Annotated in this window: 20 protein-coding genes; 14 read left to right on the top strand and 6 right to left on the bottom strand. The window is 52.6% G+C overall.

Features of this window, described 5'->3' with window-relative positions; genetic code table 11:
* Window positions 1–32: 32 nt before the first annotated feature.
* The 3 genes from lipB to lipA all read left to right on the top strand — a co-directional run bounded on the left by lipB (window position 33) and on the right by lipA (window position 3,100).
* On the top strand, window positions 33–674 hold the full coding sequence (gene lipB, locus NAZ64_RS08790) for a lipoyl(octanoyl) transferase LipB (protein WP_000284012.1): 642 nt from the start codon (window positions 33–35) through the stop codon (window positions 672–674).
* A 301-nt stretch (window positions 675–975) separates the two neighbouring features.
* A complete protein-coding gene (locus tag NAZ64_RS08785; protein ID WP_001282817.1) occupies window positions 976–1,929 on the top strand; it encodes a YbeF family transcriptional regulator in 954 nt (317 codons plus the stop codon).
* A 205-nt stretch (window positions 1,930–2,134) separates the two neighbouring features.
* Window positions 2,135–3,100 carry a lipoyl synthase gene (lipA, locus tag NAZ64_RS08780; protein ID WP_000042640.1) on the top strand — a complete coding sequence of 322 codons (966 nt, stop codon included), beginning with the start codon at window positions 2,135–2,137 and terminating at the stop codon, window positions 3,098–3,100.
* Window positions 3,101–3,185: 85 nt separating this feature from the next.
* Here the strand turns inward: lipA and tatE are convergent, their stop codons facing one another.
* Window positions 3,186–3,389: a twin-arginine translocase subunit TatE gene (gene tatE / locus NAZ64_RS08775; RefSeq protein ID WP_000503938.1), complete on the bottom strand. Its 204-nt coding sequence runs from the start codon at window positions 3,387–3,389 to the stop codon at window positions 3,186–3,188.
* 128 nt (window positions 3,390–3,517) lie between these two features.
* Window positions 3,518–4,306, bottom strand: coding sequence for a deaminated glutathione amidase (locus tag NAZ64_RS08770; RefSeq protein ID WP_000495789.1), 789 nt, complete (start codon window positions 4,304–4,306; stop codon window positions 3,518–3,520).
* 90 nt (window positions 4,307–4,396) lie between these two features.
* Here NAZ64_RS08770 and crcB point away from each other — a divergent pair, with 90 nt between their 5' ends.
* Window positions 4,397–4,780, top strand: coding sequence for a fluoride efflux transporter CrcB (gene crcB / locus NAZ64_RS08765; RefSeq protein ID WP_000939753.1), 384 nt, complete (start codon window positions 4,397–4,399; stop codon window positions 4,778–4,780).
* A 58-nt stretch (window positions 4,781–4,838) separates the two neighbouring features.
* Here crcB and cspE read toward each other — a convergent pair whose 3' ends face one another.
* Together cspE and pagP are read right to left on the bottom strand one after the other, a co-directional pair.
* Window positions 4,839–5,048 carry a transcription antiterminator/RNA stability regulator CspE gene (gene cspE, locus NAZ64_RS08760; RefSeq protein WP_000034826.1) on the bottom strand — a complete coding sequence of 70 codons (210 nt, stop codon included), beginning with the start codon at window positions 5,046–5,048 and terminating at the stop codon, window positions 4,839–4,841.
* A 187-nt stretch (window positions 5,049–5,235) separates the two neighbouring features.
* Window positions 5,236–5,808 (bottom strand): lipid IV(A) palmitoyltransferase PagP, encoded by a 573-nt coding sequence (gene pagP, locus NAZ64_RS08755; RefSeq protein WP_077912237.1) that lies wholly within the window; start codon window positions 5,806–5,808, stop codon window positions 5,236–5,238.
* Window positions 5,809–6,184: 376 nt separating this feature from the next.
* On the opposite strand from pagP, the gene dcuC reads away from it, so the two are divergent.
* Window positions 6,185–7,570, top strand: a complete 1,386-nt coding sequence (dcuC, locus tag NAZ64_RS08750; protein WP_000958619.1) for an anaerobic C4-dicarboxylate transporter DcuC — start codon at window positions 6,185–6,187, stop codon at window positions 7,568–7,570.
* A gap of 53 nt (window positions 7,571–7,623) precedes the next feature.
* Here dcuC and dpiA read toward each other — a convergent pair whose 3' ends face one another.
* Together dpiA and dpiB are read right to left on the bottom strand one after the other, a co-directional pair.
* Entirely contained in the window at window positions 7,624–8,304 is a 681-nt protein-coding gene (gene dpiA / locus NAZ64_RS08745) for a two-component response regulator DpiA (protein ID WP_000138778.1), read from the bottom strand.
* Entirely contained in the window at window positions 8,273–9,934 is a 1,662-nt protein-coding gene (gene dpiB / locus NAZ64_RS08740; RefSeq protein WP_000121807.1) for a sensor histidine kinase DpiB, read from the bottom strand. The genes dpiA and dpiB overlap by 32 nt, the downstream gene beginning before the upstream one ends.
* Window positions 9,935–10,318: 384 nt before the next feature.
* On the opposite strand from dpiB, the gene citC reads away from it, so the two are divergent.
* The 9 genes from citC to rnk all read left to right on the top strand — a co-directional run bounded on the left by citC (window position 10,319) and on the right by rnk (window position 18,617).
* On the top strand, window positions 10,319–11,395 hold the full coding sequence (citC, locus tag NAZ64_RS08735; RefSeq protein WP_000467874.1) for a [citrate (pro-3S)-lyase] ligase: 1,077 nt from the start codon (window positions 10,319–10,321) through the stop codon (window positions 11,393–11,395).
* Window positions 11,392–11,688 (top strand): citrate lyase acyl carrier protein, encoded by a 297-nt coding sequence (gene citD / locus NAZ64_RS08730; protein WP_000700685.1) that lies wholly within the window; start codon window positions 11,392–11,394, stop codon window positions 11,686–11,688. Before citC ends, citD begins: the two co-directional genes overlap by 4 nt.
* Entirely contained in the window at window positions 11,685–12,593 is a 909-nt protein-coding gene (citE, locus tag NAZ64_RS08725) for a citrate (pro-3S)-lyase subunit beta (RefSeq protein WP_000622342.1), read from the top strand. Before citD ends, citE begins: the two co-directional genes overlap by 4 nt.
* Before the next feature lie 9 nt (window positions 12,594–12,602).
* Entirely contained in the window at window positions 12,603–14,132 is a 1,530-nt protein-coding gene (citF, locus tag NAZ64_RS08720; RefSeq protein ID WP_000192323.1) for a citrate lyase subunit alpha, read from the top strand.
* A gap of 3 nt (window positions 14,133–14,135) precedes the next feature.
* Window positions 14,136–14,687, top strand: coding sequence for a citrate lyase holo-[acyl-carrier protein] synthase (gene citX / locus NAZ64_RS08715; protein WP_001236063.1), 552 nt, complete (start codon window positions 14,136–14,138; stop codon window positions 14,685–14,687).
* A complete protein-coding gene (citG, locus tag NAZ64_RS08710; protein WP_000982653.1) occupies window positions 14,659–15,555 on the top strand; it encodes a triphosphoribosyl-dephospho-CoA synthase CitG in 897 nt (298 codons plus the stop codon). Before citX ends, citG begins: the two co-directional genes overlap by 29 nt.
* Before the next feature lie 37 nt (window positions 15,556–15,592).
* Window positions 15,593–17,056, top strand: a complete 1,464-nt coding sequence (citT, locus tag NAZ64_RS08705; protein WP_000059039.1) for a citrate/succinate antiporter CitT — start codon at window positions 15,593–15,595, stop codon at window positions 17,054–17,056.
* A gap of 109 nt (window positions 17,057–17,165) precedes the next feature.
* Window positions 17,166–17,972 carry a ribonuclease I gene (gene rna, locus NAZ64_RS08700; RefSeq protein ID WP_001529051.1) on the top strand — a complete coding sequence of 269 codons (807 nt, stop codon included), beginning with the start codon at window positions 17,166–17,168 and terminating at the stop codon, window positions 17,970–17,972.
* A 234-nt stretch (window positions 17,973–18,206) separates the two neighbouring features.
* Entirely contained in the window at window positions 18,207–18,617 is a 411-nt protein-coding gene (rnk, locus tag NAZ64_RS08695) for a nucleoside diphosphate kinase regulator (RefSeq protein WP_000089748.1), read from the top strand.
* The last annotated feature ends 75 nt before the right edge of the window (window positions 18,618–18,692 follow it).

The raw sequence follows: 18,692 nt of genomic DNA, 5'->3' as shown, positions 1-18,692 counted from the left end.
TCTCTTTTTTCATTCTCTACGGAGATGCCGTTTTGTATCAGGATAAAATCCTTGTCCGCCAGCTCGGCCTTCAGCCCTATGAAGCTATCTCTCAGGCCATGCATAACTTTACCGATATGCGCGATGAAAACAGCCATGATGAAATCTGGTTGGTTGAGCATTACCCGGTGTTTACCCAGGGCCAGGCCGGTAAAGCGGAACATATATTGATGCCTGGCGATATTCCCGTTGTGCAGAGCGATCGTGGAGGACAGGTGACCTATCATGGTCCGGGCCAACAGGTAATGTACGTTTTACTTAACCTGAAACGACGTAAACTGGGCGTGCGTGATTTAGTCACCCTACTTGAACAGACCGTGGTGAATACGCTGGCTGAAATTGGTATTGAGGCGCATCCGCGCGCCGATGCGCCGGGCGTCTATGTGGGTGAAAAGAAAATCTGCTCGCTGGGTTTACGTATCCGTCGCGGCTGCTCATTCCACGGTTTAGCGCTAAACGTTAACATGGATCTTTCTCCTTTCCTACGTATCAACCCGTGTGGTTATGCCGGCATGGAAATGGCTAAAATAACGCAGTGGAAGAAAGACGCTACCACAGATAATATTGCGCCCCGCTTGCTGGCGAATATTTTAGCTCTGCTAAATAATCCACCGTATGAATATATTGCTGCTTAATGCGTAAAATATAATGGCCCAAGAAATTTATGGGTCATTAATCATATATGATTTGAATGCTTTACTTCTCCCCCCGCTTTCTATATTTTCGTTATATCCCTGCTGTAGCCGCCAGGCGGCATGGCCTCTTCAGTCCTCATGATGAGGAATTTTCCGTGAACAAAATCCCGGCCTTGCTGTTACTTATCTTATTGAAATGACTTAAAATACATTCATAAGAGTAATTTTAAAACCAACTCATAAATGCAAAATATACTATTTCATCTATTATTCATAATACGAATGAATTCGGAGCCAGAGCGTGAGTGATAATAATCAGGCAGAAAGACAACCGGCCGATCAACATCTACAAGACAAACCGCAAATTTTCAGAACACTGAGAAATATTGACCTCAATCTGTTGACGATTTTCGAGGCCGTATATGTCCATAAAGGGATCGTCAATGCCGCGAAAATTCTTAACCTGACGCCGTCAGCCATCAGCCAGTCCATTCAAAAATTACGGACTATATTTCCCGATCCGCTGTTTATTCGCAAAGGCCAGGGCGTAACGCCCACGACGTATGCTACGCATCTGCACGAATACATCAGCCAGGGGCTGGAATCTATTCTTGGCGCCCTGGATCTTACGGGCAGCTATGATAAGCAGCGTACCATTACAATTGGCACGACGCCTTCGGTCGGCGCGCTAGTGATGCCGATTATTTACCAGGCCATCAGGCCGCGTTATCCTCAGCTTTTGCTGCGCAATATTCCGGTAGACGATGCCGAAAGCCAGCTTAGTCAGTTTCAGACCGATCTCATTATCAATACCCATAGCTATAACAACCGGAGCATCCAGCATCACGTCCTGTTTAGCGATACGCTTGAGATTGTCTGCCGCCAGCATCACCCGTGTCTGGCGAACGCCATTACTGAAGAGAGACTGAACAGCGCGGATCACACCTTTCTGATGCTGGAGGGACAACATCTTTCCCTACTGCGCCAGCGACTGCAGGAGACATTTCCCGATCAGCAAATCAGTTTTAGCAGCTACAATATTTTTACCATTGCCTCGCTGATCGCCAGCAGCGATCTGCTGGGACTGATGCCCACCCGCTTCTACGACTTATTTAGCCGCTGCTGGCCGCTTGAACGCCTTCCCTACGCGCCGGTGAATAGTGAACAGGTCGAGTTCTCGCTGCATTACAATAAACTGAGTCTGCGCGATCCGGTGCTGGAGAACGTCATTGATATCATTCGTGAGGCGTTCTGACAAAAATGTTGCATTCAGGTCACGGAAGATATGGGCAAACAGCACAAAACAACAACTATTTTACATTTTGCCGGGCTGTCAGGCTGCTTTATGGCCCTTATCAATGATATACTGCGTGTCACAAATTCAAAAATAGTTGATAAATACAACTTTCCCTTGAATTGAAACGCTTTCCTTCGTTATTCGCAACTGGAACACGCACGCTATGAGTAAACCCATTGTGATGGAACGCGGTGTAAAATACCGCGATGCCGATAAGATGGCTCTTATCCCGGTTAAAAATGTGGTCACAGAGCGCGACGCTCTACTACGTAAACCGGAATGGATGAAAATAAAACTTCCGGCGGATTCTACCCGTATCCAGGGCATCAAAGCCGCAATGCGCAAAAATGGCCTGCATTCTGTCTGCGAGGAAGCGTCTTGCCCAAACCTGGCTGAATGTTTCAACCACGGTACCGCTACGTTTATGATCCTTGGCGCCATTTGCACTCGCCGCTGTCCGTTCTGTGATGTCGCCCATGGCCGCCCCGTTGCGCCGGATGCGGAAGAGCCGCAGAAACTGGCGCAAACGATCGCCGACATGGCGCTACGCTATGTGGTCATCACCTCTGTCGACCGTGACGATCTGCGTGACGGCGGCGCCCAGCATTTTGCTGACTGCATCACCGCTATCCGTGCCAAAAGCCCGGAGATAAAAATAGAAACCCTGGTGCCAGACTTCCGTGGACGTATGGATCGCGCGCTGGATATTCTTAACGCGACGCCGCCGGATGTGTTTAACCACAACCTGGAAAACGTGCCGCGTATTTACCGCCAGGTTCGTCCGGGCGCCGATTACAACTGGTCGCTGAAATTACTGGAACGCTTCAAAGAAGCGCACCCGGAAATTCCGACAAAATCGGGTCTGATGGTGGGCTTAGGCGAAACCAATGCGGAAATCATTGAGGTTATGCGCGACTTACGCCGTCATGGCGTCACCATGCTGACGCTTGGTCAGTATCTACAGCCAAGCCGCCATCACCTGCCGGTACAGCGTTATGTCAGCCCGGAAGAGTTTGACGAGATGAAAGCGGAAGCCCTGGCGATGGGCTTTACCCATGCCGCCTGTGGCCCCTTTGTACGTTCTTCGTACCATGCTGATCTCCAGGCCAAAGGCATGGAAGTGAAATGATCGTGTAATAGACGCTTACATTTCAGGCAAAAAAAACCGGCAAGTTGCCGGTTTTTTTACTCTGCGGAGCAAGCGCATCGCGCTATTACTCTTTGTGCGAGAGTTTTTCAGCCTGAACGCTACCGTCGACGTCTTTCTTAACGCCCGCGTCTTCATCGTTCATTGCTTTCTTGAATCCTTTAATCGCCGTGCCCAGGTCTCCGCCCAGCGTACGTAACTTCTTGGTACCAAACAGCAGAACAACCAGTGCGGCAACCACCAGCAGTTTGGTAATACTAATCTCACCCATAGATACCTTCTTCACTAAAAACAGGCTGCGTAACGCGCCGGATTAACCTGAGAATATTAACGGTCTTTCGACGCGCGCACACAATAGCAATCTGTAACAAGGTGAATCAAGCTTTGCGTAAAAAAACATCATAATAATTGCGGTGGCGCAAATCGTCGTTGCTGCAAAAGAGGAAGTTGCTCCCGCACCTGGTCTATTCGTTCTCTGAATATTTCCGCGACGATCAGCGCCGGACGATCGGCTGCCGCGGCTATCGTTACCCCCAACGGATCGATAATACGACTTTGACCAATATTACGATTACCACACTCCCCGGCCGCAATCATATAGCAGGTGGTATCCAGCGCTCTCGCCGCCAGCAGCGTCGACCACTGCTGCTCTTTCAACGGGCCGCGAACCCAGCCCGTCGGCAGCGCCAATACGTCAGCCCCCTGTAAAGCCAGCGCTAACGCCATGTCAGGAAAGCGCAGGTCATAACAGGTCATAAGCCCCACCTTAACCCCCTCCACGTCCAGCACAGGCGCGATAACGGTTCCGGCATCAATACTTTGGGATTCTTGCATCGAAAACGCATCATAGAGATGCAGCTTCGCGTAACGCGCGACAATGTGACCTGCCCGTAGTGCCACCAGCATATTAACCGCCCGTCCAGGCGTTGACGGGACAAGGATAGTGAATATCGTCGTCATATTATTATGAGCGCTTTCTTCCTGAAGCCGCGTCATAAACGCGCCATCCAGCGGCTGCGCGGCGCGAATCGGCAGGTCAAGGTCGATGTCATCTCGCGCTAATATCCCCTCAGGCAGCACCAGAAGCGATACGCCGCGGTCCGCCGCCTGAGCCATTAACGAAACGCAAACTTGCGCATTCTTTTCCCATACAGAACTCACCACAAACTGCCCGGCTGCAACGAACATATCCCCTCCCACACCTCTGTCAGGACTCGCCAATTATGCGTGTTCGGCGTTACACTCCTCCTGTATAGCAATTAAATAAAGGATTCGGCAGTGTTACAGCTTCTTTTAGCAGTTTTTATTGGCGGTGGAACGGGGAGCGTAGCCCGGTGGATGCTAAGTATGCGTTTTAATCCGCTTCATCAGGCGATTCCCATCGGTACGCTAACAGCAAATTTGCTTGGCGCGTTTATTATCGGCATGGGGTTCGCCTGGTTTAACCGCATGACACATATCGATCCGATGTGGAAAGTGCTCATCACAACCGGCTTTTGCGGCGGCCTGACGACCTTTTCTACTTTTTCTGCTGAAGTGGTATTCTTGCTGCAAGAGGGGCGCTTTGGCTGGGCGCTGCTGAATGTGCTGATTAACCTGTTGGGTTCGTTTGCCATGACGGCGCTGGCATTCTGGCTATTTTCCGCCGCAGCGGCGCGTTAAGCGCAAAAAAAAACCCGCCGAAAGGGCGGGTTTTGAAATCTTGCTGTCAGACGTATGCTTACAGAGCAGTTACGTTTGCAGCGGAAGGGCCTTTGGCACCGTTAGTGATTTCGAACTCTACGCGCTGACCTTCAGCCAGAGTTTTAAAACCATTGGTCTGGATTGCAGAGAAGTGTACGAACACGTCTTTGCTGCCATCTTCCGGAGTAATGAAACCGAATCCTTTGGATTCATTAAACCACTTAACGTTACCTTTAATCTTAGACATCAAAATTACCTTTACATGAAAAATAGACACAAATGCTGTGTCGGATACCAGTACAACAATTGTGATGCATTTTGTCCAGTCGAACTTTGCGAAAAAGTGATAAATATCGCGTTAATTTTTAGCTAACCCTGTCTACTTATTGTTTTTTAAGACTTTTTAATTCACAACAGAACAATGCCCTTCCCCGTCAAAACTGGAAACGCATCCAGGCGAAATAGACGTTTCCGTTGTTATACGAACCCGGAATGTAGGTCATCTGAAAGGTAGCGGGACCATAGCCTATAGACGCTAAAGGCAACAGCACAGGGATGGGAATATAATTCCAGTTGTCGCGCGCGGTAACGCCCGCGGTAAAGCCCAGTCCCAGACGAAAATTATCGTCTTCCAGCGGTCGCCAGGTTTTTTCCCAGCCATAACCGCCTATGGGTTCCCATTTGTTAAATGAATCTTTAAAGGCCATCATATAGAGGCCATGCCAGTTGCCTTTGTCGTCCCAGCGCGACTGGCCAAAACCAACGCCCCACGGCCGCTCGTTATAGCGATCCGTTTTCTCTTTATCGTAGGCAAAGCGCGCATGCCAGGTAATGGCGGGGACATACAAATCATAATGCTCAGGCTGTCGCCACGTTTCTGCGACGTTATCGGTAAACGTGTTGAACCACCCTTTATCCGCAGCAGAGACCGGAGGAATAGCCAACCATGGCATAACAAGGAGAGCGATAATAAAAAAATGCTTTCTGATGATCATCACAACATACATACCGTTCAAAAATTCGACCGTGATAATAACAACATTAACCTGAATAAAATCTTAACAAAGTGCGAGCAAAATAACCTGAGAGATTATCGGGTTAACGGCGTTTGATTTAACACTCAGAACCGTCGCGCGCTCCTTACTAAGTTTTCACAAAAAACACAAAACAAAGCACAACAAACAAAACAATAAAATAACAATAAATTAATACTTATAGCGCTACAGAAAATTCGTATAAGCATATTTCATCTTTAGTGATGACATAAAAAAATAACCGCGCCGTGATTTTAATCAGTAAGGCGCCATCCTTTATTCGGTACATTTTTATACCACTTTTGTGGCTCTTATTTTTACTCTGGGTGTCGATAAGACAGGGGAAACAATGCTAACAGTTATAGAGCTCCTTATCGGAGTCGTCGTTATTGTGGGTGTAGCGCGCTACATCATTAAGGGATATTCCGCCACTGGCGTTTTATTTGTCGGCGGTCTGGTTCTGCTTATTATCAGCGCACTGATGGGGCATAAGGTATTACCTGCCAGCGAAACCAGTACCGGCTATACCGCAACAGATATTGTTGAATACATCAAAATTTTGCTCATGAGTCGCGGCGGCGATCTTGGCATGATGATCATGATGCTGTGCGGCTTTGCCGCTTATATGACGCATATCGGCGCGAATGATATGGTCGTGAAGCTGGCGTCGAAACCTTTACAGTATATAAACTCGCCCTACCTGTTGATGATTGCCGCCTATTTTGTCGCCTGCCTGATGTCGCTGGCCGTCTCTTCCGCGACGGGGCTTGGCGTACTGCTCATGGCTACTCTCTTCCCTGTGATGGTCAACGTCGGCATTAGCCGCGGCGCGGCGGCGGCTATTTGCGCCTCTCCGGCCGCCATCATCCTCTCGCCAACATCTGGCGATGTGGTTTTAGCCGCAAAAGCGGCGGAGATGCCGTTAATCGATTTCGCGTTCAAAACCACGCTGCCGATTTCCATCGCCGCAATTATCGGTATGGCGATTGCGCACTTTTTCTGGCAACGCTATCTGGATAAAAAAGAGAACATTTCACATGAGATGCTGGACGTGGCGGAGATTACCACCACGGCCCCGGCGTTTTATGCCCTTTTGCCGTTCACGCCCATTATCGGCGTACTGATTTTTGACGGTAAATGGGGGCCGCAGTTGCACATTATTACCATCCTGGTGATCTGTATGCTGCTGGCCGCCGTGCTGGAATTCGTGCGCGGCTTCAACACGCAAAATGTGTTTTCCGGCCTGGAAGTGGCTTATCGCGGCATGGCGGATGCGTTTGCCGGCGTCGTGATGCTGCTGGTCGCGGCGGGCGTTTTCGCCCAGGGGCTGAGCACCATTGGCTTTATCCAAAGCCTGATCTCGATTGCCACTTCTTTTGGCTCCGCCAGCATTATTCTGATGCTGGTCTTAGTGATTTTAACCATGCTGGCTGCGATGACCACCGGTTCAGGCAATGCGCCTTTTTACGCCTTTGTTGAGATGATCCCTAAACTGGCGCACTCCTCCGGCATCAACCCAGCCTATTTATCCATCCCAATGCTGCAAGCCTCAAACCTGGGGCGCACGATTTCGCCGGTCTCCGGCGTCGTGGTCGCTGTCGCCGGGATGGCTAAAATATCACCGTTTGAAGTGGTGAAGCGCACGTCCGTTCCGGTCATCGTCGGTCTGTTGATCGTCATTATCGCCACGGAAATTATGGTGCCAGGCGCCTCTTCCGCCGTTACCGGCGGCTGATAGCCGGTAAGCCGGGGCGAGGGAAAACATCGCCCCGGCATCTTAAACCAGGCTTAGCCGCCGTGGTAAATACGCTGCGGCCTGCCCACTTTGCCATGAATAATCTCTGCGACAATCAGGTGCTGACTCGCGCAATATTCCAGGTAGCGTCGGGATGTGGTGCGGCTTATTGTTAAGGCCTGCGCGACCGTTTCAGCCGTGTGGCGTACGGTTGGATCGGCAAACAGCTTCATCACCGCATTAAGGGTTAAGGCATCAATACCGGTCGGCAAATCCCCTTTCGGTTCGCCGCGCGCATAGGCGTTGAACATTTCATCTATCTGCTTCTGGCTTGCGCTATCCGCGCTCGCCAGCATACGTCTGCGCTGTTGATAGCGGGTCAGCGTCTGTCCCAAACGTTCATAAGCAATAGGTTTGACCAGATAATCAAACGCGCCGCTACGTACCGCTTCCGCTACCGTCTCCATGTCACTGGCGGCGGTCGTAAACACGACGCCGCCGGGATAGCGCGACTGCATTAATTCATGCAGCAGCGTAATCCCCTTCCCATCCGGCAGATAATTATCCAACAGAATTAATCCAGGTTTGAACCGGTCAATCATCATTCTCGCCTGCGCCAGATTGCCCGCCAGCCATATCTGCTTAAAGCCAGGAATATGGCGGATATATTCTGCGTGCATCTCCGCCAGCAGCGTTTCATCCTCAACGATCAATAGGGTTAATGGTTCTGTCATCGTTTTTTTTCACTTTCGGAAGGAATAAAGAAAATAAGGTGCCACAAGGATCATTGTCTTCCAGCGTAATGACCCCGCCACAGCGCCCCACATAACTTGCAATCAGATATAACCCGATACCATGCTCACCGGGTTCGTCGGTTCGGGTACTTACGCCCTGCTCAAAAATTTTTTCCCGCAGCGCTTCAGGAACGCCGCAGCCCTGGTCGGCGACCTCTATCACCACCTCGTCGCCCTCGTCGCTCAGGAAAAGTTCGATGGTATTGTCGCCTTCCTGTGTACGCAAACTCGCTTCAAACGCGTTATCCAGCAGATTCCCGACGATGGCGGCGAACTCCGTGCTATCCAGCCCCTCCGGCAGTTGATGTAGCTGGCTTCCGGGAACAATCACCATCTTGAGCCCCAGTTCACGCGCGCGCTGAACTTTGCCAAACAGCAAACCGGCCACCTGACGATCGGCGAAGGCGCCGCGTAAACTATCAATAAGTTGCTGCTGCGCCTGCGACTCACCCTGCACCATCTCTCTGACCCGATCATACTCCTTCATTTGCAGCAGGCCGTTCAGAGTCGACATCCAGTTCAGGTGCTCATGGCGTAGCGTGCGCAGGCTCTCAACATACTGTTTAATCTGGGTTAGCTGCGCGTTCAACGTCGCGATTTCATCTTTGCTGCGAAAACTAATAATAGCGCCCAGCAACTCCTCGCCGGAACGGATAGCTTCACGATTGGCGATGACGCTCAGGCCATTGAAGTTGGCCATCACGTCCTGGCGTCTTTCTGCGATCTGGCAGGTAAAAAAGTCTGCCGGATTGACGACTTCCGCTATCAGCTTGCCCAGCCACTGACGCCCCGGCGACGGCAGCCCCAACATTTTTCTCGCATTGCGATTAATCGCGGTGATATGTCCCTCCGGATCAACGGCGATCAGCCCTTCATAAACCGAGCTAAACAACGCCTCCTGCTGGCGTACCACGCGCGCAATCTGTTTCGGCTCCATGCCCAGCATTTGTCGGCGGATATGCGCGGCGAAAAACCAGGAAAGCAGCATTAATACCAACAGCAACAGGACAAAAACCCCCGCCATCGGTAATAAGAAGTCCAGCCGCCAGGAGTCGATTTTACTGACCAGATAGCCAATTGAAACAACGCCGATCACGTTGCCTTCGTTGTCAAAGATAGGCGTTTTGGCGCGCATCGCCATCCCTATTGAGCCCTTACCGGTAATGAAATAACTTTCTCCTCTTTCCAGCGCGCCGGGTTTCGTAAACTGCATGGGATAGCCGATTTTTTCCGGATTCGGATGGTAAAGCCGGATCGAGTGGCGATCGCCTATCACCACATAGTCAAAATCCGTCCCGCGCTGCAGTTTATTCGCAATTATCGCCAGGCGTTTATAGTCCCGGTTTTTTACGGCGGCGATAATGCTGTCGTTAGAAGCAATAATTTTTGCCTGATTCATCGCCATATCACGAACATGGGACGCCAGATAATCTTCGAAACTGGCAGACAAATATTGTGCTAACGCTGCCACGATGAAAACAGAAACCACCAGAATGAGCAGAAAAATACGTAACGGAAACGCGAGTTGCCGAAAAAAAGGAAACAGCTTTTTATTTTTCTGATAGGACATTAAGGTTCCTTATGGGTATTTCTCTGCAGATTTATCGCAAATGTAATAAAAATGTTTTGAGCATCTTGAAGCCTATAAAAACCAATCGTTACAGATTCCCCACATTAAATCAATTAAACAACTAAAACCCATCGCCGGAATGGCGATTAAATTAATTAAAAAACTTAAAACCATAAAACACTTAAAAACCATCTAACGCTTTGTGAAATAAATCAAAATTTACCACCAAAATACTCCTTACGATGTATACGTCAGTGAGAAAAATAAATAACTCGTCATAAAAATACTCCTACTCTGACTGAAAAGAAAAAGTTATCAAGTTGCAACACAGCGCAACATATACAGAAAAGTGGCAACAAGCATATCACCAGGATATTTCTTACTATGTTTGGCAATAATGTATTCACTCGGGTAAAACGCTCTGAAAATAAAAAAATGGCGGAGATCGCTCACTTTCTCAAAGAGAATGATTTAAGCGTCGATACCACTGTAGAGGTGTTTATTACCGTCAGCCGTGATGACCGTCTTATTGCCTGCGGCGGTATTGCCGGAAATATCATTAAATGCGTGGCCATTAGCGAATCAGTACGCGGCGAAGGCTTAGCGTTAACGCTGGCGACGGAATTGATTAATCTCGCCTGGGAACGGCACTGCACCCATCTTTTTATTTATACCAAAACGGAATACGAAGCGCTGTTTAAACAGTGCAGCTTTTCGACGATAGCCAGCGTCCCCGGCGTGATGGTCTTAATGGAAAATAGCGCGACCCGGTTGAAACGGTATGCGGAATCGCTGGCGACATTGCGTCATGAGGGAAAGAAAATTGGCTGTATTGTGATGAACGCCAATCCTTTCACGAACGGCCATCGCTATCTGATCCAACAGGCGGCGGCACAGTGCGACTGGCTGCATCTGTTCCTGGTCAAAGAAGATACATCACGCTTTCCCTATGAAGACCGACTCGATCTGGTCCTTAAAGGGACCACCGATATCCCGCGCTTAACCGTTCACCGCGGCTCCGAATACATTATCTCTCGGGCGACGTTCCCCTGCTATTTCATTAAAGAGCAGAGCGTCATTAATCACTGTTATACCGAAATCGACCTGAAGATTTTCCGCCAGTATCTGGCGCCCGCGCTTGGCATCACACACCGCTTTGTCGGTACGGAGCCGTTTTGCACCGTTACCGCCCAGTACAACCTTGATATGCGTTTCTGGCTGGAGACGCCAACGCTTCCCGCCCCACCCATTACGCTGGTGGAAATAGAGCGGCTTTGCTTCCAGGAGACGCCGATATCCGCCTCCTGGGTTCGCAAGCTGCTGGTTAAACACGATCTCACGGCTATCGCGCCGCTGGTTCCCGACGCCACCCTGCGCTATTTGCAGGGCATGGTCGAACGCCATCCGGGCAGCGCGGCAGCCCGTCAAAAGTCCCCCGTATTAGCAACAGGTGAAAAATGAAAATAAACCAGCTAGCCGTCGCAGGCACGCTTGAGTCCGGCGATGTGATGATACGCATTGCGCCGCTCGATACGCAGGATATTGACCTGCAAATCAGCAGTAGCGTTGAAAAACAGTTTGGCGAGGCCATTCGCGCCACCATCCTGGAGGTGCTTTCTCGCTACGACGTGCGCGGCGTACAACTGAACGTTGATGATAAAGGCGCTCTGGACTGCATTTTGCGCGCCCGACTGGAAACGCTATTGGCGCGCGCCAGCGGTATTGCCGCTCTGCCCTGGGAGGATCGCCAATGATTTCCGCCTCTCTGCAACAACGTAAAACCCGCACCCGCCGCAGTATGTTATTCGTACCGGGCGCCAACGCGGCGATGGTGAGCAATTCGTTTATCTACCCGGCCGACGCGCTGATGTTCGATCTGGAAGACTCCGTTGCATTACGCGAAAAAGACGCGGCGCGCCGTCTGGTATATCACGCGCTGCAACACCCGCTTTACCGTGACGTCGAAACCATCGTCCGCGTGAATGCGCTGGATTCCGAATGGGGCGTCAACGATCTGGAAGCGGTCGTGCGCGGCGGCGCGGACGTGGTGCGTTTACCGAAAACCGACACCGCGCAGGACGTCATTGATATCGAAAACGAAATTCTGCGCATTGAAAACGCCTGCGGTCGCGAACCGGGCAGTACCGGCCTGTTAGCCGCCGTGGAATCGCCGCTGGGTATTACCCGCGCGGTAGAAATCGCCCACGCCTCTGAACGGTTGATCGGGATTGCGCTGGGCGCGGAAGACTATGTTCGCAACCTGCGCACCGAACGCTCTCCGGAAGGCACCGAACTGCTGTTCGCCCGCTGCGCCATTTTGCAGGCTGCGCGTTCCGCCGGCATTCAGGCCTTCGATACCGTCTATTCCGACGCCAACAACGAAGCCGGTTTCCTGCAAGAAGCCGCCCACATTAAACAGTTGGGCTTTGACGGTAAGTCCCTGATCAACCCCCGCCAGATCGAACTGCTGCACAACCTTTATGCGCCAACGCGTAAAGAGGTCGCCCATGCGCGTCTGGTCGTTGAAGCCGCAGAAGCCGCCGCCCGCGAAGGACTCGGCGTCGTTTCCCTTAACGGCAAGATGGTCGACAGCCCGGTGATTGAACGCGCCCGTCTGGTGCTCTCCCGTGCAGAACTTTCCGGTATTCGCGAAGAATAAGGCAAAAAAATGACGCAGAAAAATGAATCTCAACGCCAGGATCGCGTAGCAGCCTGGAGCCGTCACGCTGAAAGCGAACTAAGCGCTTACCAAAGTGCGGCAAAATTGGATCTACAAGCGCAAAAACCGCGCGACCACAAACTGTGCGCCAGCCTGGAAGAGGCCATCCGCCGTTCCGGTTTACGCGACGGCATGACACTCTCTTTTCACCACGCGTTTCGCGGCGGCGATCTGACGATTAACCTGGTGATGGAAACCATCGCGAAGATGGGCTTCAAAAACCTGACCCTGGCCTCCAGCTCGCTGAGCGACTGCCACGCGCCGCTGGTTGAACACATTCGTAACGGGGTGGTCAGCCGCATCTACACGTCAGGCCTGCGCGGCCCGCTGGCGGAAGAAATTTCTCGCGGCCTGCTGGCTGAGCCGGTTCAGATTCACTCCCACGGCGGTCGTGTGCATCTGGTACAAAGCGGCGAACTCAATATTGATGTTGCGTTTCTTGGCGTGCCCTCCTGCGATGAATTCGGTAATGCTAACGGTTATACCGGCAAAGCCTGTTGCGGTTCACTGGGCTACGCGATGGTGGATGCCGACAGCGCGAAGCAGGTCGTGATGCTGACGGAGCAACTGCTGCCGTATCCGCATAACCCAGCAAGCATCGCTCAGGATCAGGTTGATCTGATCGTGCAAATCGAAGAAGTCGGTGATGCAAACAAAATCGGCGCTGGCGCGACCCGCATGACCACTAATCCGCGTGAACTGCTGATCGCCCGCAGCGCGGCGGAAGTCATTGCTCACTCCGGCTACTTCAACGAAGGTTTCTCCCTGCAAACCGGCACTGGCGGCGCATCGCTGGCGGTCACCCGCTTCCTGGAAGACAAAATGCGTAGCCGCAACATTGTGGCTAATTTCGCGCTGGGCGGTATCACCGCCACCATGGTCGACCTGCATGAAAAGGGCTTAATCCGCAAACTGCTTGACGTGCAGAGCTTCGATCGTAACGCTGCGCAATCTTTGGCCCGCAACCCGAACCATATCGAAATCAGCGCTAACCAGTACGCCAACTGGGGCTCTAAAGGCGCTTCCGTCGACCGTCTGGACGTGGTGGTGCTGAGCGCGCTGGAAGTAGACACCCACTTCAATGTTAACGTGCTGACCGGCTCCGACGGCGTTCTACGCGGCGCGTCCGGCGGCCACTGCGATACCGCCGTCGCGGCGGCGCTGTCCATCATCGTCGCGCCGCTGGTGCGCGGTCGCATCCCAACGCTGGTTGATAACGTCACCACCTGCGTCACACCGGGCTCCAGCGTTGACATTCTGGTCACCGATCACGGTATCGCCGTCAATCCGGCGCGTCCGGAGCTGGCTGAACGCCTGAAAGCAGCGGGAATGAAAGTGGTATCGATTGAGTGGCTGCGCGAACGCGCGCAACTGCTTACCGGTCAGCCCCGCCCTATCGAATTCACCGACCGCGTGATTGCTGTCGTGCGTTATCGCGACGGTTCAGTGATCGATGTGGTGCATCAGGTGAAGGAATAAGCCATGCGCCTGTTTCCTGAACTCGCCACCTGTCACGACGTTTCTATTCCTGAGCTGCTCGCCAGCCGGGATGAGAGACAAGCAAGACAGCGCGCCTGGCTAACGCGCCACGCCACTCCGCTGGTCTCCTTTACCGTGGTGGCGCCAGGCCCGATAAAAGACAGCGCGTTAACCCGCCGGATCTTTAATCACGGCGTGACTGCCCTGCACACGCTGGCAGAAGAGTATGGCTGGACCATCCGGGAGCAGGCTGCACTGGCTTCCGCCAGCGGGCCGGAAGGGCTGCTGGCGATTGACGCGCCCGCTCAGGCGCTCAAACAGGCGACCATCGCGCTGGAACAGCGTTATCCACTGGGGCGCCTGTGGGATATCGATGTCCTGACGGCGGAAGGCGAAATACTCTCCCGCCGCCATTTCGCGCTTCCCGCTCGCCGCTGTCTGCTGTGCGGGCAAAGCGCGGCTGAATGCGCGCGGGGTAAAACCCACGCGCTGACTGATTTACTGATTCATATGGAGGCGCTGCTGCATGATGCCGATTCCCGCCAACCCGACTAACGCCTCCATTCAGCCTCAGTCGCTGTACGACGCCTGGGCCGATTTGGCCTGGCGCGCCATGCTGACCGAGGTAAATTTATCGCCAAAACCCGGTCTGGTAGACCGACTAAACTGCGGCGCGCACAAAGATATGGCGCTGGCGGATTTTCACCGCAGCGCGGAGGCGATTCGACACTGGCTGCCGCGCTTTATGGAATATGGCGCCAGCTGCACGCGCCTGCCGCCAGAGTCGGTTCTGGCGGGCCTGCGTCCATTGGGGATGGCCTGTGAAGCAGCGATGTTTCGCGCAACGGCGGGCGTCAATACCCATAAAGGCAGCATTTTCTCGCTGGGGTTACTGTGCGCCGCCATTGGCCGCCTGTATCAGCTACGCCAGCCGATCGCCGCAGAAACACTCTGCGCTACCGCCGCCGATTTTTGCCGCGGCCTGACAACGCGCGAACTGCGCCAGAACAACCTACAGCTTACCGCAGGTCAGCGGCTGTATCAGCAACTGGGATTAACCGGCGCGCGCGGTGAAGCGGAAGCGGGCTATCCGCTGGTCATCCGCCACGCGTTGCCGCACTACCGCGCATTGCTGGCGCAGGGGCGCGATCCGGAACTGGCGCTGCTTGATACCTTACTGCTGCTGATGTCGCTTAACGGCGATACCAACGTCGCGTCGCGCGGCGGGGCGGACGGTCTGCGCTGGTTACAGCAGCAGGCAGCGTTCTTATTACAGCAGGGCGGCATACGGACGCCTGACGATCTCGTTTATCTCCACCGGTTCGATCAGCAATGCATTGAACGCAATCTCAGCCCAGGCGGTAGCGCCGATCTGCTGATCGTGACCTGGTTTTTAGCGCAAATTTCGCAAGTTAATCATTAACACAATTATAGAAAATATCCTTTCCGGAGAGTCATTTATGTCTTTATCCAAAGATAATATATGGAAGTTGTTGGCCCCATTAGTGGTGATGGGCGTCATGTTGCTAATTCCTGTTCCAGATGGTATGCCGCCACAGGCCTGGCACTATTTTGCGGTTTTTGTCGCGATGATTGTCGGTATGATCCTGGAGCCGATCCCGGCGACAGCGATCAGTTTTATCGCCGTAACCATTTGCGTTATCGGCAGCAATTACCTGCTATTTGACGCTTCGGAACTGGCCGATCCGGCGTTTAACGCCAGTAAACAGGCACTGAAATGGGGGCTTGCCGGTTTCTCCAGCACCACGGTCTGGCTGGTTTTCGGCGCGTTTATTTTCGCGCTGGGCTATGAAGTGACCGGGCTGGGGCGCCGCATTGCGCTGTTTTTGGTAAAATTCATGGGTAAACGCACGCTGACGCTCGGCTATGCGATTGTCATTATCGATATTTTGCTGGCGCCGTTTACTCCCTCCAATACGGCTCGTACCGGCGGTACTGTCTTCCCGGTCATCAAGAACCTGCCGCCGCTGTTTAAATCGTTTCCAAACGATCCTTCCGCACGCCGCATCGGCGGTTATTTGATGTGGATGATGGTGATCAGTACCAGCCTGAGCTCTTCGATGTTTGTCACTGGCGCGGCGCCAAACGTGTTAGGTCTGGAGTTCGTCAGCAAGATCGCCGGCGTCCAGATTAGCTGGCTGCAGTGGTTTCTCAGCTTTCTGCCGGTAGGGATTATTTTACTGATCGTTGCGCCGTGGCTCTCCTATGTGCTTTATAAACCTGAAGTGACCCACAGTGCAGAAGTCGCGGCCTGGGCTGGCGGCGAGTTAAAAAACATGGGGCGTCTGTCCCGCAAAGAGTGGACGCTGATTGGCCTGGTGCTGCTTAGCTTAGGATTGTGGGTTTTTGGTGGAAAAATCATCAACGCCACTGCCGTGGGTCTGCTGGCCGTCTCGCTGATGCTGGCGCTGCATGTTGTGCCGTGGAAAGACATTACGCGCTACAACAGCGCCTGGAACACCCTGGTGAACCTCGCTACGCTGGTGGTCATGGCCAATGGCTTAACCCGCTCCGGCTTTATTGACTGGTTCGCCAATACCATGAGTACGCATCTGGAAGGTTTCTCGCCGGATGCAACCGTCATTGTACTGGTACTGGTGTTCTATTTCGCGCACTACCTGTTCGCCAGCCTTTCCGCTCACACCGCGACCATGCTGCCGGTCATTCTGGCGGTGGGTAAAGGCATTCCGGGCGTTCCGATGGAACAACTTTGTATTCTGCTGGTGCTGTCTATCGGTATCATGGGCTGTCTGACGCCGTATGCCACCGGCCCTGGTGTGATTATCTACGGCTGCGGTTACGTGAAATCCAAAGACTACTGGCGGCTTGGCGCAATCTTTGGCGTTATCTATATCGCAATGCTGTTGCTGGTGGGCTGGCCGATTCTGGCAATGTGGAATTAAACATTACGCCAACGTAGGTTAAAAATGATGCCGTTCAGGTTCACCTGAGCGGCATTTTTTATGATTAAATGGGTAACATTCATAATGTGTATAAATTATCGAATTCACCATGAACACAATATGGCATTACAGCCCGCTGCTGGCTGCCCTCTTAACCCCGATTTTTGCCGCCAACGCCGACGAACTTCAGGCGCAACAGTACGGTGATTTCACTGACTATGTGCTGGCGCTTTCCTGGCAAACCGGTTTTTGTCAAAGCCAGCATGAACGCCGCCATCGGGAGCCCGATGAGTGCCGTCTGCAAAAAGAGCCAGCCAACAAAGCAGACTTTCTGACCGTCCACGGCCTATGGCCTGGATTACCCAAATCTATCGCCGCACGCGGTGTTGACCAGCGACGCTGGCAGCGCTTTGGTTGTGCGACGCGGCCAATCCCGAATCTGCCTGAAGTCAAGGCCAGCCGGAAATGCTCCGCCCCCGCCCCCGGACTTTCGCCTGACATCGCGGCAGCGCTTAAGGAAGTGATGCCCGGCGCGGGGGGGAATTCCTGTCTGGAGCGCTACGAATATGCCAAACATGGCGCCTGTTTCGGGTTTGATCCCAATGCCTATTTCGGCACCATGATACGGCTGGATAAGGCGATAAAAGACAGCGCGCTGGGGCAGTTTCTGGCGGATAATTACGGCAAGACCGTTAGCCGCGCTGAGTTTGATAGCGTCGTCGCACAAATGTGGGGCCAGGATAATGTCAAAGCCGTTAAAGTAAACTGCCATGGCAATCCCGCCTATTTAACAGAGATTCAGTTTTCACTAAAGGCGTCGATGATTAACGCCCCGCTCTCCTCTGCCTCATTTCAGCCGCAGCCGCATCCCGGCAACTGCGGGAAACAGTTTATTATCGATAAAGCCGGTTATTGACGAAGCAGAGGTTTAAAACCGTAGCCACATTTGAGAACACGCCCGAATGTAGACTAAAATTCACTCAAGGCTATGACGTTTGAGGATTTACCCGAATGTGAACTAAATCACTTCAAAGACGGGGGAAGTCTCAGTATCATCATGAGAGTTAAACCCTCGCCGCCAGACGGTGAGGGTTTTCTTTTGGGACCATTTACCTGCACTACTCGCAGTATCGATGACATGGAGTAAGAAATGTCCAGACCCACTATTATCATTAACGACCTTGACGCCGAACGTATTGATCGTCTTCTGGAACAACCTGCGTATGCGGATCTGCCGATTGCCGACGCGCTCAACGCCGAACTGGATCGCGCGCAAATGTGTTCGCCACAAGAGATGCCGAACGATGTCGTCACCATGAATAGCCGCGTTAAATTCCGCAATTTGAGCGATGGTGAAACACGCGTGCGGACGCTGGTGTACCCCGCCAATATGACGGACAGCAGTACCCAGCTTTCGGTAATGGCGCCCGTCGGCGCGGCGTTGCTGGGACTGCGCGTCGGCGACACTATTCACTGGGAACTGCCGGGCGGCGCCTCCACCCATCTCGAAGTGCTGGAACTCGAATATCAGCCTGAAGCCGCGGGCGACTTCCTGCGTTAAACCCCATCTGCATAAGCGTTAATGCGTTTACACAGAGGATGCCTACGCATCCTCTTTCCGTTAGCCCTTTCATTT

This window comes from Salmonella sp. A1325, assembly GCF_056991255.1.
Note: the sequence above shows the minus strand (reverse complement) of the source record. Positions and strands in the feature narration are given on the sequence as shown.

Coding starts and splice junctions, on each gene's coding strand:
- lipA (WP_000042640.1), top strand. CDS start 2,135: ATGAGTAAACCCATTGTGATGGAACGCGGTGTAAAATACCGCGATGCC.
- tatE (WP_000503938.1), bottom strand. CDS start 3,389: ATGGGTGAGATTAGTATTACCAAACTGCTGGTGGTTGCCGCACTGGTT.
- NAZ64_RS08770 (WP_000495789.1), bottom strand. CDS start 4,306: ATGTTCGTTGCAGCCGGGCAGTTTGTGGTGAGTTCTGTATGGGAAAAG.
- cspE (WP_000034826.1), bottom strand. CDS start 5,048: ATGTCTAAGATTAAAGGTAACGTTAAGTGGTTTAATGAATCCAAAGGA.
- pagP (WP_077912237.1), bottom strand. CDS start 5,808: ATGTATGTTGTGATGATCATCAGAAAGCATTTTTTTATTATCGCTCTC.
- dcuC (WP_000958619.1), top strand. CDS start 6,185: ATGCTAACAGTTATAGAGCTCCTTATCGGAGTCGTCGTTATTGTGGGT.
- dpiA (WP_000138778.1), bottom strand. CDS start 8,304: ATGACAGAACCATTAACCCTATTGATCGTTGAGGATGAAACGCTGCTG.
- dpiB (WP_000121807.1), bottom strand. CDS start 9,934: ATGTCCTATCAGAAAAATAAAAAGCTGTTTCCTTTTTTTCGGCAACTC.
- citC (WP_000467874.1), top strand. CDS start 10,319: ATGTTTGGCAATAATGTATTCACTCGGGTAAAACGCTCTGAAAATAAA.
- citD (WP_000700685.1), top strand. CDS start 11,392: ATGAAAATAAACCAGCTAGCCGTCGCAGGCACGCTTGAGTCCGGCGAT.
- citE (WP_000622342.1), top strand. CDS start 11,685: ATGATTTCCGCCTCTCTGCAACAACGTAAAACCCGCACCCGCCGCAGT.
- citF (WP_000192323.1), top strand. CDS start 12,603: ATGACGCAGAAAAATGAATCTCAACGCCAGGATCGCGTAGCAGCCTGG.
- citX (WP_001236063.1), top strand. CDS start 14,136: ATGCGCCTGTTTCCTGAACTCGCCACCTGTCACGACGTTTCTATTCCT.
- citG (WP_000982653.1), top strand. CDS start 14,659: ATGATGCCGATTCCCGCCAACCCGACTAACGCCTCCATTCAGCCTCAG.
- citT (WP_000059039.1), top strand. CDS start 15,593: ATGTCTTTATCCAAAGATAATATATGGAAGTTGTTGGCCCCATTAGTG.
- rna (WP_001529051.1), top strand. CDS start 17,166: ATGAACACAATATGGCATTACAGCCCGCTGCTGGCTGCCCTCTTAACC.
- rnk (WP_000089748.1), top strand. CDS start 18,207: ATGTCCAGACCCACTATTATCATTAACGACCTTGACGCCGAACGTATT.